13 protein-coding genes are annotated in these 13,286 nt (G+C 70.1%); 1 reads left to right on the forward strand and 12 read right to left on the reverse strand.

Annotation, left to right across the window (positions count from 1 at the left end; all coding sequences use genetic code 11):
- Nucleotides 1-6 precede the first annotated feature (6 nt).
- Nucleotides 7-495, forward strand: a complete 489-nt coding sequence (ybaK, locus tag C7S10_RS12280; RefSeq protein ID WP_108344733.1) for a Cys-tRNA(Pro) deacylase — start codon at nucleotides 7-9, stop codon at nucleotides 493-495.
- 19 nt (nucleotides 496-514) lie between these two features.
- Here the strand turns inward: ybaK and C7S10_RS12285 are convergent, their stop codons facing one another.
- From C7S10_RS12285 to C7S10_RS12340, 12 genes are all read right to left on the reverse strand, one after another.
- Nucleotides 515-2,242 (reverse strand): DUF3352 domain-containing protein, encoded by a 1,728-nt coding sequence (locus C7S10_RS12285; RefSeq protein WP_108344734.1) that lies wholly within the window; start codon nucleotides 2,240-2,242, stop codon nucleotides 515-517.
- A gap of 43 nt (nucleotides 2,243-2,285) precedes the next feature.
- Complete coding sequence (locus C7S10_RS12290; protein WP_133176507.1) at nucleotides 2,286-2,861, reverse strand: hypothetical protein; 576 nt, start codon at nucleotides 2,859-2,861, stop codon at nucleotides 2,286-2,288.
- Nucleotides 2,858-6,415 (reverse strand): DNA polymerase III subunit alpha, encoded by a 3,558-nt coding sequence (dnaE, locus tag C7S10_RS12295; protein WP_108344736.1) that lies wholly within the window; start codon nucleotides 6,413-6,415, stop codon nucleotides 2,858-2,860. Before dnaE ends, C7S10_RS12290 begins: the two co-directional genes overlap by 4 nt.
- Before the next feature lie 87 nt (nucleotides 6,416-6,502).
- On the reverse strand, nucleotides 6,503-7,510 hold the full coding sequence (locus tag C7S10_RS12300) for a DUF2332 domain-containing protein (protein ID WP_108344737.1): 1,008 nt from the start codon (nucleotides 7,508-7,510) through the stop codon (nucleotides 6,503-6,505).
- A gap of 18 nt (nucleotides 7,511-7,528) precedes the next feature.
- On the reverse strand, nucleotides 7,529-8,068 hold the full coding sequence (locus C7S10_RS12305) for an AAA family ATPase (RefSeq protein WP_108344738.1): 540 nt from the start codon (nucleotides 8,066-8,068) through the stop codon (nucleotides 7,529-7,531).
- Nucleotides 8,065-8,772 (reverse strand): GNAT family N-acetyltransferase, encoded by a 708-nt coding sequence (locus C7S10_RS12310; RefSeq protein WP_108344739.1) that lies wholly within the window; start codon nucleotides 8,770-8,772, stop codon nucleotides 8,065-8,067. The genes C7S10_RS12305 and C7S10_RS12310 overlap by 4 nt, the downstream gene beginning before the upstream one ends.
- Nucleotides 8,762-9,727, reverse strand: coding sequence for an RluA family pseudouridine synthase (locus C7S10_RS12315; protein WP_279303166.1), 966 nt, complete (start codon nucleotides 9,725-9,727; stop codon nucleotides 8,762-8,764). The genes C7S10_RS12310 and C7S10_RS12315 overlap by 11 nt, the downstream gene beginning before the upstream one ends.
- Nucleotides 9,724-10,203 (reverse strand): signal peptidase II, encoded by a 480-nt coding sequence (locus C7S10_RS12320; RefSeq protein WP_243395340.1) that lies wholly within the window; start codon nucleotides 10,201-10,203, stop codon nucleotides 9,724-9,726. The genes C7S10_RS12315 and C7S10_RS12320 overlap by 4 nt, the downstream gene beginning before the upstream one ends.
- Nucleotides 10,204-10,277: 74 nt before the next feature.
- Nucleotides 10,278-11,369 carry a TraR/DksA family transcriptional regulator gene (locus C7S10_RS22570; protein WP_133176508.1) on the reverse strand — a complete coding sequence of 364 codons (1,092 nt, stop codon included), beginning with the start codon at nucleotides 11,367-11,369 and terminating at the stop codon, nucleotides 10,278-10,280.
- 176 nt (nucleotides 11,370-11,545) lie between these two features.
- Nucleotides 11,546-12,334, reverse strand: a complete 789-nt coding sequence (locus tag C7S10_RS12330) for a DivIVA domain-containing protein (RefSeq protein ID WP_108344984.1) — start codon at nucleotides 12,332-12,334, stop codon at nucleotides 11,546-11,548.
- A gap of 150 nt (nucleotides 12,335-12,484) precedes the next feature.
- Entirely contained in the window at nucleotides 12,485-12,775 is a 291-nt protein-coding gene (locus C7S10_RS12335) for a YggT family protein (protein ID WP_108344985.1), read from the reverse strand.
- Nucleotides 12,776-12,781: 6 nt separating this feature from the next.
- Nucleotides 12,782-13,273, reverse strand: a complete 492-nt coding sequence (locus tag C7S10_RS12340; protein ID WP_108344742.1) for a cell division protein SepF — start codon at nucleotides 13,271-13,273, stop codon at nucleotides 12,782-12,784.
- Between the last annotated feature and the right edge of the window lie 13 nt (nucleotides 13,274-13,286).

Raw genomic sequence — 13,286 nt, forward strand, 5'->3', positions numbered from 1 at the left:
GACGCGGTGGCGAGGAGGAAGCAGCCCGGCGGCACGCCCGCGACGGTGGCGCTCACCGCGGCCGGGATCGGGTTCGAGCTGCACCCCTACGAGCACGACCCGCGGGCCTCGTCGTACGGCCTCGAGGCCGCCGAGGCGTTGGGTGTCGAGCCGGCACGGGTGTTCAAGACGCTGCTCGCCACCCTCGACGGGGCGCTGGTCGTCGGCATCGTGCCGGTCGACCGCCAGCTCGACCTCAAGGCGCTCGCCAGGGCGCTCGGCGGCAGCCGGGCGGCGATGGCCGACGTCGGGGTGGCCGAGCGGACCACGGGGTACGTCGCGGGGGGCATCTCCCCCGTCGGGCAGAAGAAGCGGCTGCGCACCGTCGTCGACGACTCCGCGACGGCCCACCCGACCGTGTTCGTCTCCGGCGGGCGCCGCGGGCTGGACCTGGAGATGACACCGGCCGACCTGGTCGCGATCACCGAGGCGATCACGGCCCAGATCGGCCGGTAGGGACGTCAGGCGCGTCGGGTCAGTCGGTCGTGACCTTGAAGACGCCGTGCACGACGTCGCCGTCGAGCCAGCCGCTGATGCCGACGGCGGAGAGCGGCTCGAGGTTGTCGCTGACCTCCGGCTCGTCCTCGGCGAGGCGGACCAGCCAGTCGTCGTCGGCGTCGAAGTTGAGGAACATCACGCTCTGCGCGTCACCCTCGATCACCTTCGTGTAGGCGTCGGTGTCGCCGAGCGAGCCCGTCGAGGTCAGCGACTCCTTGTAGGCGTCGTTGGTGCCGAGCACGGCATAGCCGTCGGCCTCGGTGACCTCGAGGTAGGGCGCGACGTCCGGGCCGGCCAGGTCCTTGACCTTGTCGAGCACGGCCTGGATCTCCGCGGCGTCACCCTTGATCTTGATGCCGAGCGGCAGCTCGGAGGGACCGCCGTTGACGATCGCGTCGGGGTCGATGCCGCTGCCCAGGCCGATGGCCATCCCCTCGCCCATCAGCGTCTCGAGGTCCTCGGGCAGGGCCAGGCCGGTCTCCTCCTCGGCCTGCGCGATCAGGTCGTCGACGTCGGTGCCCTCGGGGCTGCTCTTGGCCATGTAGTCGATCAGCGACTGGGCCCAGCCCTCACCGAAGCCCAGCCCGAACGCGGCGACGGTGTCGTCGGGCAGGCCCTGCACCATCTCGACCCCGGCGTCACCGAGGAAGTCCTTGGTGAGCTCGCCCTGGTAGTTGGAGTAGGCGGCCTCGAACTCCAGCCCGCCGTCGTCGAACCGCACGGTCGCGGCCGCCCCGTCGAACTGCTCGAGCATCTCGGTGAGCTCCGGCGGGACGCTCTCGGTGCCCGAGGGAGCGTTCTCCACGAACTCTCCCGTCTCCGGGTCGATCTCGAAGCCGTCGGCCGACGGCATCCCGAACATCGAGCCCATGCCGGGCATGTCGGTGAGGTAGCGGCTCATGAAGTCGCCGGCCTCGGGGGCGGCGTACATGCTCATGATCCCGGAGTCCCCGGCCTCGCCGGTCCACTTCTGGAAGTCGGCGTCGTCGGCGAGCGAGCCCTTCTCGGTGGCGTCGACCACCTTCTGCGCCTCGGCCTCGTTCTTGCCCACGACCAGCCAGTCGCCGGAGATCACGTAGCCGCCGGTGTCCCCGGAGCTGTCGGAGCTGTCGGAGCCCTCGGCCGACGCGCCGGCACCGCAGACCTGGAGCAGGTTGTCGACGCCGTCCTCGGCCTTGCCGGCGTCGGTGACCTGGACGACCATCACGGCCGTCGGGGTGTCGCCGCCGAGGTCGGCGGCGGCCATGGCCGCCCGGCTGCCGAGCCACGGCTCGACGTCCTTCGCGTAGTCGAGGCCCTCGCACTCGCCCGACTTCACGATCTCCTCGACGATCTTCTCGCGCAGGTCGTCGTCGGTGTCGAGGCCGGTCTGCTCCTTGAAGGCGGGGAACTTGCGCAGCGTCTTGATGGCCTCGATCTTCTGGCCGCCGCTGGGGTCGAGGTCGATGCTGACGTAGCCCAGGGTGCTGGCGGGCAGCGCCTCGGCGGGCTGGCTGCCGGTGGCCAGGAAGGACGTCGCCGCCCAGACGGCGCCGCCGCCGACGGCGAGGACGCCGACGAGCCCGCCGACGGCGAGCAGCCGCTTGCGGTTGTCGCCGGCGTGCGCCTCACGGGCGACGGGCGAGCCCGCGGACGACTCGAGGAACTCGGGACCGCCCGGGTTGTGGCCGGACGAGTCCGGGCCGGGCGGAGTGGTGTTGGACATGGGAACCCCCGTCGGGAACAGCTGGATGCGTGACGCGGCCAGCCTACCCAGCGGGCGGGGTCTCAACCGCCGGTTTCCGGCGGCCGGATCGGCGTCCCGAGCGGCGTCCCGTGGCGACCGCGAAGACGTAGACCGAGGCGATCATCGCGCCGATCGGGAAGGCGGCCATCGCGGCCGAGTCGAGCCGGAACAGCCGCGGCTCGCCGTCGACCCCGGCGAGGGTCAGGTCACTGGGGATGGCGGTGAAGTCGGCCTTGCCGGCGGCCAGCACCCGGGGGTCCTGCGGGCCGAGGGAGTGCCCCACCCGGAACATCACCCAGCCGGCCAGCACCGACCCGACCACGATCGCGGCGAGGCTCGCGACCTCGTGGCGCGGCCACCACCAGCCGAGCGCGAAGGCGGTCAGCGCGCCGGCGACCAGCGCGACCACGACGTACCACCCCGTCCCGGAGAACGCGTAGTCAGGACCGGCGGGCTCGAGGAACCACTGGTCCTGGTAGGCGACGCCGACCGGGGCGTCCCACAGCCACTCCCAGACCACGCCCGCGACGGCTCCGACGGCGGCGAAGACGGCGACGATCCCGAGGACCTGCACCGCCGTCCCCCAGCGCTCCCTCACCCGGTCAGGCACCCCGGGCCGAGGAGCTGCTTGAGGTCGGCGAACAGCGCCGGCGACGGCGTGACGCGGTGGTGGTCGCCGACCTTGAGCACGATCGTCTTGTCGCGCATGCGGACGTTGAGGAGCACCTCGGTGACCCCGGGGTGGGTCGCCAGCACGTCCTTGAGGCTGTCGACGACCCCCGGGTTGATGCGGGTCTGCGGCAGGTTGACCGAGACCGGGCCCGACGGGCCGTCGGACAGGTCGGGGACCGTGACCTCCTGCGCGCGCAGCTCGGGCTGGTCCTTGTCGCGGGAGAGCTGGCCCTTGACCCGGATGATGGCGTCCTCGACGAGGTGGGCCGAGGCCAGCTGGTAGGCGCTCGGGAACAGCAGCACCTCGATGGCGCCGTCGAGGTCCTCGAGGGTGACCGTGGCCCACGAGTCGCCCTTCTTGGTGATCTTGCGCTGCACGCTGGTCACCAGCCCGCTGATGGTGAGCGTCGAGCCGTGCTGGCGCTCCTCGTCGAGCATCAGCTGGCCGATCGTGCAGTCGGTGCCGGTCTGGAGCACGTGCTCGAGCCCGAGCAGCGGGTGGTCGGAGACGTAGAGCCCGAGCATCTCCCGCTCGTGGCCGAGCAGCGTCATCTTGTCCCAGTCGTCGATCTCGGGGATCGCGACGTTCACCCCGAAGCCGCCGTCGGCCTCGTCGAGCCCGCCGAACAAGGAGTCCTGGCCGATCGCCTCGTTCTTCTTGATGTCGATGTACTGGTCCACGGCCATCTCGTGGATGGTCACCAGCGCGCGCCGCTTGTGCTTCATCTCGTCGAAGGCGCCCGCCTTGATCAGCGACTCGATCACGCGCTTGTTGCACACGTGGACCGGGACCTTGTCCATGAAGTCGTTGAAGTCGGCGTAGCGGCCCTTCTCCTCGCGCCCGCTGGCGATGCCCTCGACGACGTTCACGCCGACGTTGCGGATGGCGGTCAGCCCGAAGCGGATGTCGTTGCCGACCGGGGTGAAGTTGGCGTGCGACTCGTTGACGTCGGGCGGCAGCACCTGGATCTTCATCCGGCGGCACTCGTTGAGGTAGATCGCCGACTTGTCCTTGTCGTCGCGCGTCGAGGTCAGCAGCGCGGCCATGTATTCCGCCGGGTAGTTGGCCTTGAGGTAGGCGGTCCAGTAGGACACGAGGCCGTAGGCCGCCGAGTGGGCCTTGTTGAAGGCGTAGTCGGAGAAGGGCAGCAGGATGTCCCACAGCGTCTTGATCGCGGCGTGGGAGTAGCCCCTCTCCAGCATGCCGCCGGAGAAGCCGGCGAACTGCTTGTCCAGCTCCTCCTTCTTCTTCTTGCCCATCGCGCGCCGCAGGATGTCGGCCTCACCGAGCGTGAAGCCGGCGAGCTTCTGGGCGATCGCCATCACCTGCTCCTGGTAGACGATCAGGCCGTAGGTCTCGCCCAGCACGTCGGCCAGCGGCTCGGCCAGCTCGGGGTGGATGGCCTCCACGGCCTCGCGCCCGGTCTTGCGGCGGGCGTACTTGTTGTGGGAGTCGGCACCCATCGGGCCGGGTCGGTAGAGCGCACCGACCGCGGAGATGTCCTCGAAGGTGTCGGGTCGCATCGAGCGCAGCAGCGAGCGCATCGGCCCACCGTCGAGCTGGAAGACGCCCAGGGTGTCGCCGCGCTGGAGGAGGGCGTACGTCGCCTCGTCGGTCAGCGGCAGGTCCTCGAGCACCACGGTCTCGCCGCGGTTGGCCTGGATGTTCTTCACCGCGTCGTCGAGCACGGTGAGGTTGCGCAGCCCGAGGAAGTCCATCTTGATCAGGCCGAGGCCCTCACACGTGGGGTAGTCGAACTGGGTGATCATGGCGCCGTCGGCGGGGCGCTTGAGCATCGGGATGATGTCGAGCAGCGGCTCGCTGGACATGATGACGCCGGCGGCGTGCACGCCCCACTGCCGCTTCAGTCCCTCGATCCCCACCGCGGTGTCGACGACGCGCTTGACGTCGTTGTCGGCCTCGTAGAGGGAGCGGAACTCCCCGCCCTCGCCGTACCTCTTGTGGTCGGGGTTGAAGATCTCCTGGAGCGGGACGTCCTTGCCCATCACCGCGGCCGGCATGGCCTTGGTGATGCGGTCGCCCATGGCGAACGGGTAGCCGAGGATGCGCGAGGAGTCCTTGACGGCCTGCTTGGCCTTGATGGTGCCGTAGGTGACGATGTAGGAGACCCGCTCGTCGCCGTACTTCTCCGTGACGTAGCGGATGACCTCGCCGCGTCGACGCTCGTCGAAGTCGATGTCGAAGTCGGGCATCGAGACGCGGTCGGGGTTGAGGAACCGCTCGAAGATGAGGCCGTGGACCAGCGGGTCGAGGTCGGTGATCCGCATGGCGTAGGCGACCATCGAGCCGGCGCCGGAGCCACGACCCGGGCCGACCCGGATGCCGTTGTCCTTGGCCCAGTTGATGAAGTCGGCGACGACGAGGAAGTAGCCCGGGAAGCCCATCTGGGTGATGACGCCGACCTCGAAGTCGGCCTGCTTGCGCACGTCGTCGGGGATGCCGCCGGGATAGCGCACCGCGAGGCCGCGCTCGACCTCCTTGACCAGCCAGGAGTCCTCGTTCTCGCCCTCGGGACAGGGGAACTTCGGCATGTAGGTGCCGCTGCCCTCGTTGAACGACACGTCGCACCGCTCGGCGATCCACAGGGTGTTGTCGCACGCCTCGCGCAGGTCGTACTTGTCGACCCACAGCGCGCGCATCTCGGCCGGGGACTTGATGTAGTAGCCGTCGCCGGAGAACGCGAAGCGCTGGCCCGGGCCGTCACCGGCCGGGATGTCCATCGTCGAGCCGGAGTTGATGCAGAGCAGGTGCTCCTGGCTCGGCGCGTCCTCCCGGTTGACGTAGTGGGAGTCGTTGGTGGCCAGCAGCGGGATCCGCAGGTCCTTGGCCAGTCGCAGCAGGCCGTCGCGGACGCGGCGCTCGATGTCGAGGCCGTGGTCCATGAGCTCGAGGAAGTAGTTGTCGCGACCCAGGATCTCCTGGAAGTCGGCCGCGGTCTGGCGGGCCGCGTCGTAGTTGTCGTGGCGCAGGTGGACCTGGATCTCACCGCTGGGGCAGCCGGTCGTGCCGATGATCCCGGCGCTGTGCTGCGAGAGCAGCTCGCGGTCGGCGCGCGGGTGCTGGAAGAAGCCGTCGCGCCACGCCCCGGTCGAGAGCCGGAACAGGTTGTGCATGCCCTCGGTGGTCTCGCTCAGCAGCGTCATGTGGGTGTAGGCACCGCGACTGGAGACGTCGTCGGGGCCGCCCTTGTAGAAGTTGACGCGCTTGCGCTCGAAGCGGCTGATGTTGGGGGTGAAGTAGGCCTCCATGCCGATGATCGGCTTGACCCCGGCGGCCTTGCACTGGCGGTAGAACTCGTAGGCCCCGAAGACGTTGCCGTGGTCGGTCATCGCCACGGCCGGCATGCCCAGCTCGGCGGTGCGCTCCGCGAGGTCCTTCAGCCGGGCCGCGCCGTCCAGCATGGAGTACTCGGTGTGGACGTGCAGGTGCGCGAAGTTGTCTCCTGAGCCGGCAGACATGAGTCGGTCTTCCACACCTTCCGTGGGTCGCTGGTCGGGACGCAGATCGGGGGGTGGCCGACGCGTCTGAGGGGGAAGATCGCCAGCCTACGTCAGTCTGGCAGGGCCCACCGACAGGACACTCGCGTGCCCTCGGAGCCAGTCGATGGCCTGGCCGTGACCGTGCGTGAGGGCCACCGGACGCCCGTCCAGGGCCAGCACGAAACGACCGACGGGGACCTCCAGCCCGCCCGTCACCCGCTCGAGCACGTGCGGCGCCTCGTTGCTCACCCAGCGACACTCCCCCGCCGCGACCAGCGTCGTCATCAGGTCGTGGAAGTGCTCGCGGCGGTCGTCCTCGAGGTAGGCGATGACGGCGCTGTGGAAGACCACCGGCGTGCCGTGGCGCCTCGCCTCGGCGAGCAGGGCCGGCAGCTCGTCGACGAGGTCGCCGCGCACGATCGACGGCGGCTCCCGGCGAGCGATCTCCACCGCCTGCTCGAGCCGTGCGCGGCGTACGTCCTGCTCGGGCCACACGAGGATGGTCAGCCACGCCATGGCGTCCTCGTCGCGTACGTCGAGGGGGTTGAGGTCGACACCGCCCCGCCAGCCCACCTCGGGGTGGGCGCGCGGCACCGGCAGGTCGCCGGTCGCCGTGGCCGTCAGCGTCGGCCCGCCGCTGCCGGCGAGGCTTCCGATCGGCGACCAGTCGTAGTCGTAGCGGTCGGGGAACAGGCACAGTCCGGCGCTGGTGCCGACCTCGACGAGCGAGATCGGACCCGGGAGCTGCGCGAGCACGGGGGTCAGGGTCGCCAGCCGGCCGACCTCGTTGGTCTGGGTGGCGCGGTCGCGGATCGTCGCCTTGACCGCTGCCTCCTGGTCGAGGAGCACCGACCGCAGGCCGTCGTAGGGGCCGGGCGCGGGTGCGCCGTGCCAGCGCGCGGCGGCGAACACGAGGTTGGGCTGCTGCTTGAGGCGCGGCAGGTCCGCCAGCCACGTGTGCACCTCCGGGTCGTCGGCCACCCCGAAGGCCCAGTCGACGAAGCAGGCGGAGTCGCCGGCGGCGTACGCCGCGAAGTCGCGGTAGCGGTCAGCGATGTCACCGTCGAGCTGCACAGCGCCACGCTAGCCGGGTCAGGGCAGCAGGTTGGCGATCTCCTCGGCGGCCGCATCGACCTGGTGCCGCTCGGATCGCACGAACACCGCCCGGTCCACGACCGCGAGCTCGCGCGCCAGGGCCCCGGCCATCAGCACGGCGTCGGTGCCGCCGAGCTCGCGCAGGATCCGCTGGGAGGTCGTGGTCCACGGGTTGCCGGAGCTGCGGCGCTGCCAGCGCATGGCCAGCTCGTCGCGGGAGGCGTCGATGAACACGTGGACGTACGGCACGCCGCACATCAGCGCCAGTGACTTGAAGTTGGCCAGCTCGGCGTCCTGCATGACGAGCTGCGGCAGGACCACCGCGCGTCCTGTCGCGAGCTGCGCGGCCATCATCTCGCGGGCCACCGGGCGGATCTGGGCGCCGGCACGGGCGAAGTCGTCCTGCCACCCGCCGAGGAGGGTGCGCAGGACGTCGATGTCGCAGTTGAGCCAGCCCGGCCGGGTGGCGACCAGCCGCTCGGCGATGGTCGACTTGCCCACCCCCGGAGCACCGTTGAGGTGCAGGAGCAGGCTCACCGCTCCCGGTCCGGGCGCGCGGCGTCGAGTGACTCGGTGATGATGGCGTGCACGATCCGCGCCACTCGCTCCTCTCCCAGCTCGGGCACCACGGCGGCGACCCGACGCACGACGTCGGCCTCCCGAGCGGCGTCGCGTCCGGACGAGATCTTGACGTCCTGCACGGCCCGGGTCAAGGCCACCCGACGGGCCAGGACGTCACCCAGCAGCTCGTCCACCTCGTCGATCATCGACCGGAAGCAGGCCAGCGGCTCGACGCCCGGCCAGACCATCTTCACGTCCGGCGCCCGCTCCTCGTTGGCCGAGCCGTCGGTGCGCTCGAGCTCGACGAAGCCGTGGGCGCGGTAGAAGGCACGCGCGGGGGCGTTCATCTCGAAGACCCACAGCCCGAAGCCGTCGGGACGCAGCGACTTCGCCACCTCGACCAGCGTCGAGCCGACGCCGCGCCGCTGGGCGCCGGGATCGACGTACAACCCGTCGAGCCAGGTCGGGGTCAGGTTGGCGAACCCGACGACGCGGTCGTCCGACTCGGCGACCCAGACGTCGCGGGTCGCCAGGTCCCAGCCGCCCACCCAGGTGCGTACGTCGGCGGGCGGGTGCACGCCGGGAGGCATGGCCGCGACCTCGCGGGCCGCGAGGTAGACCTCCGCGATCGCGGGCAGGTCGGCGCGCGAGGCGAGACGCAGGGAGGTCTCAGTGCTCATCTCGGATGACCTCGAGGGCACGGGCGAGGTCGTCGGGGTACGTCGACTCGTACTCCACGTAGTCACCGCTGTCCGGGTGCTCGAAGCCCAGCTTCAGCGCGTGCAGCCACTGGCGCTCGAGACCGACGCGGCGGGCCAGCGTGGGGTCGGCGCCGTAGGTGATGTCGCCGACGCAGGGGTGCTTCAGGGCCGACATGTGAACCCGGATCTGGTGGGTGCGCCCGGTCTCGAGGTGGATCTCGAGCAGCGAGGCGAAGCGGTGGGCCTCGAGCGTCTCGTAGTGGGTGACGCTGTGGCGGCCGTCCGCCATCACGGCGAACTTGTAGTCGTGCTTCGGGTGGCGCCCGATCGGCGCGTCGACGGTGCCCGACAGCGGGTCGGGGTGGCCCTGCACCAGCGCGTGGTAGGTCTTGTCGACCGTGCGGTGGCGGAAGGCGTTCTTGAGCACGGAGTAGGAGTGCTCGGACTTCGCGATCACCATCACGCCCGAGGTGCCGACGTCGAGGCGCTGCACGATGCCCTCGCGCTCACGTGCCCCCGAGGTGGAGATGCGGAAGCCGGCGCCGGCGAGGTGTCCGACGACGGTCGGACCGGACCAGCCGGGCGAGGGGTGCACCGCGACCCCGACGGGCTTGTCGATCACCACGATCGCGTCGTCGTCGTGGATGATCTTGATGCCCTCGACGATCTCGGGGACCACCTCGAGCGGGTCGACCTCGGCGGGGATCGTCACGTCGAGCATCGAGCCGGCGTGCACGCGGTCGCTCTTGCCGACGGAGGCCGAGTCGACCTGCACGTGGCCCTGGGCGATCAGGTCGGCGGCCTTGGTGCGGGAGAAGCCGAACATCCGCGCCATCGCGGCGTCGACACGCTCGCCGGCCAGCCCCTCCGGCACCAGGACCGTCCGGTGGTCGGAGTAGCTGCCCACACTGTCCTGGTCGGCTCGCTCGCTCACGCGTGGTCCTGCTCGGCCTCGGGCTCGGCGGCGTCGGTGACCCGCTCGCCGCGCAGGGTGACGCCGCGCAGGCTCTGCAGGATGATCACGCCGGCTGCGGCCATGATGCACATGTCGGCGATGTTGAAGACGGGCCAGTTGGGCAGCATGAGCCAGTCGATGACGTGACCGCGCATCACCCCGGGTTCGCGGATGATCCGGTCGGTCAGGTTGCCGCCGACGCCGCCGATGAGTAGCCCGAGACCCACCGACCACAGCGGGCTGGCGAGGCGGAGGCTCACCACGAGCACGGCGCAGACCGCGACGATGGCCAGGCAGGTCAGCACGGTGGTGAACTCGGTGCCGGTGCTGAACGCCGCACCCGGGTTGCGCGTCAGGTGCAGGACGAAGAAGTCCCCGACCACATCGATGTCACGGTCCTCCAGCGCGGACAGGGCCCACTGCTTCGTGCCGAGGTCGAGGGCGTAGGCGATCACGCCGACCAGGGCGAACAGCCACCAGGTGCTTCGACGTCGGGGGTCCGTGGCAGCCGGCCCCGTGTCGCTGGGATTCAGCGACGCTCCTCGCGCTGCTTGCATGACATGCACAGTGTGGCACGCGGGAAAGCCATCAGCCGCATCTTGCCGATGGGCTCCCCGCACGACTCGCACACGCCGTAGGTGCCGTCGTGGATGCGGCCCAGGGCCTTGTCGATCTGGGCCACCATGTCGCGCTCGTTGTTGACGACCGTGAGCTCGTGGTCGCGCTCGAAGCTGGTGGCCCCCATGTCGGCCTGGTCGTGGCCGGCACCGTCGCCGGCGTCCTTCATCAGTCCGGCGAGGTCCTGCTCGGCGTGCTCGATGAGCTCGACGAGCTTGTCGCGCTGCGTGTGCAGCTCGGTGAGGACCTCCTTGATGTCGGCATCGGTCCAGGCGTCCTCACCCTCCTTCACCACCAGCGCGGAGACGGGGGCCTTCTTGGGCGATGCCTTGGTCACGGGTGCCTTCTTCGCTGGTGCCTTCGCGGCTGACTTCGATGCTGACTTCGATGCTGCTGACTTCGGTGCTGTTGACTTCGCGGCCGTGGCGACCGGGGCCGTGGCCTTGGCCGCCGTGGCGGCCTTCGCGGGCGTCGTCTTCTTGGCGGGCGTGGCCTTGGTCGCCGCCTTCTTCGCGGGAGCCTTCGTGGCCGTCTTCGTGGCGGGCGTGGCCTTGGTCGCGGCCGTCGTCGCCGTCTTCTTCGCGGAGGCCTCCGTCCCGGCCTTCTTCGCCGCCGGCGCCGCCTTCGTCGCGGGCGTCTTCTTCGCCGCGGTCTTCGTCGCGGGCGTCTTCTTCGCCACGGTCTTCGTGGCGGACGCCTTCGTCGCCGGCGCGGCCTTCGTCGCAGGAGCCGTGGCCTTCTTCGCGGGGGCCTTCTTCGCGGGAGCCTTCGTGGCCTTCGTCGCGGGGGCCTTCTTCGCGGGAGCCTTCGTGGCCTTCGTCGCGGGGGCCTTCTTCGCGGGAGCCTTCGCAGCGGGTGCCGCCTTCTTCGCCGGCGCCGCCTTGGTGGCCGACGTGCTCGCCGTGCTGCCGGCGGCTGCCTTGCTCGTGCCGCGTCGTCCGATCACCTTCTTGGCTGCGGCAGCAGCGGTTCCGGCAAGGGACTTGCGAGTGCTGCGTGCCATGACGGGGGTCTCCTCGTGCGCCAAGATCGTGTGGTCCGAGCCACATACGTGGGTGGAGGGTAGTCGCTCGCCGAGCGGTGCTCCAAACGGCTCGCCCGAAGGGGTGAAAACGGCCGGTCCCGCGGGGGGACCGGCCGTTGTCGAGGTGCTTCAGGTGCGTGCTGCGAGGGGGCTGATCAGCCCTCTTCCTCACCGAGGATGGAGCGCAGGCGCTTGGGTGCGGGAGCGTCCCCCTGGGGGATCTCGGCCACCGACGAGTTGCCCTGGAGCGACTCCAGCTGCTGGGTGAAGTAGGTCTTGAGCCGCGAGCGGTACTCCCGCTCGAACGAGCGCAGCGTCTCGACCTCGGCGTTGAGCTTGTCGCGCTCCTTCTCGAGCTCACCGAACATCTGCTGACGACGCTCGGCCGTCTCGGAGTCGAGCATCTGCGAGCGCTGGCGGGCGTCGGCCTCGAGGCGGTCGGACTTGGCCTTCGCCTCCGACTCCAGACGCTCGGCCTTGGTGCGTGCGGCTCCGACGACCTTGTCGGCCTCGTTCTTGGCCTCCTCGACGAGCTCGTCGGCGTTGCGGGTGGCGAGCTCGAGCAGGCGGGCCGCGGCGTTGGACGCCTGCGGGACCGTCTCGACCCGGATCGTCTCGACCCCACCGACCGGGGTGGCGGCAGCCAGCGGCGCGGGGGCCGGAGCGGGCGCAGGGGCGGGCTTCTCCTCCTTGACCGGCTCCGGGGCCACCACGGCGGCGGGCGCCGGGGTCGGGACCGGAGCGGCCGCGGGGGCCGGCGTCGACGACGCACCCGACTGCGCGGCCGAGAGCTTGGACCGGAGGTCCTCGTTCTCCTTGGTCAACCTGGCGAGCTCGGCTTCGACCTCGTCGAGGAACTGGTCGACCTCTCCCATGTCGTAGCCCTCACGGAGGCGGACGGGAGTAAAGCGCTTGTTGCTCACGTCCTCAGGCGTCAGCGGCATGACCTCACCCAAACTTTCACGTCGGCGAACTTGGTTGTCTGTACGTACAAAACACTGTGCACCCACATCGTGGTGCAACCACACACACTAGACCCCGCCGTGCACGCGGTGTCAGTGACCCGTGTGACTGGTGTTTCCGAGCACCTGTCGTCAGAAGAAGACCATGAGGATGACGCGCAGCAGGATGTAGGCGGCGACCATCACGATCAGGAAGCTCAGGTCGAGCGCGAAGTTGCCGATCCGCAGCGGCGGGATGACCCGTCGCAGGGCCTTGATCGGCGGGTCGGTCGTGCTGTAGACGCCCTCCAGCACGACGAGCAGCGGCCCGCGCGGCGACCAGCTGCGGGCGAACACCTGCACCCAGTCCACGACGAAGCGCACCCACAAGAAAGCGATGAAGACCCACACGGCTATGTAGAGGGTCCAGCCGACGACCGACACGTGCACTCAGCTCTGGTTGAAGAAGCCGTTCTCCGCGATCCGCTCCTTGTCCTCGGTCGACACCGAGACGTTGGGCGGGGAGAGCAGGAAGACCTTGTTGGTCACGCGCTCGATGTTGCCACGCGTGGCAAAGATCAGGCCGGCGGCGAAGTCGACGAGGCGCTTGGCGTCGTTGTCGTCCATCTCGGAGAGGTTCATGATGACGGGCGTGCCGTCGCGGTAGTTCTCACCCACGAGGCGAGCCTCGTTGTAGTTGCGGGGGTGCAGGGTGGTGATTCGGCTCAACTCGGCGACTACTCCCGTGGCGACCGAGGCCGGACGGCGGCGCTCGGCGAGGTCGGACACGGCTGCGGGGCGGCGCTCGCGGGAGGCCGGCACGGGGCGCTCGTCCACCGCGTCGTGCTGGCTCGTCTCGTCGTCGCCGTCGAACTCGTCGTACTGACCGGAGTCCTCGAGCAGACCGAGGTACTCGCCGATCTTGCGCATTCCGCCGCTCATGACAGTGATCCTC

Source organism: Nocardioides currus, from assembly GCF_003057875.1.
GTDB classification, from domain to species: Bacteria; Actinomycetota; Actinomycetes; order Propionibacteriales; family Nocardioidaceae; genus Nocardioides; species Nocardioides currus.

What these genes read in the sequence shown, in the direction of transcription:
- C7S10_RS22570 (WP_133176508.1), bottom strand. Translation starts at nt 11,369, where the DNA reads ATGGCACGCAGCACTCGCAAGTCCCTTGCCGGAACCGCTGCTGCCGCA.
- C7S10_RS12330 (WP_108344984.1), bottom strand. Translation starts at nt 12,334, where the DNA reads ATGCCGCTGACGCCTGAGGACGTGAGCAACAAGCGCTTTACTCCCGTC.
- C7S10_RS12310 (WP_108344739.1), bottom strand. Translation starts at nt 8,772, where the DNA reads ATGAGCACTGAGACCTCCCTGCGTCTCGCCTCGCGCGCCGACCTGCCC.
- C7S10_RS12340 (WP_108344742.1), bottom strand. Translation starts at nt 13,273, where the DNA reads ATGAGCGGCGGAATGCGCAAGATCGGCGAGTACCTCGGTCTGCTCGAG.
- C7S10_RS12285 (WP_108344734.1), bottom strand. Translation starts at nt 2,242, where the DNA reads ATGTCCAACACCACTCCGCCCGGCCCGGACTCGTCCGGCCACAACCCG.
- dnaE (WP_108344736.1), bottom strand. Translation starts at nt 6,415, where the DNA reads ATGTCTGCCGGCTCAGGAGACAACTTCGCGCACCTGCACGTCCACACC.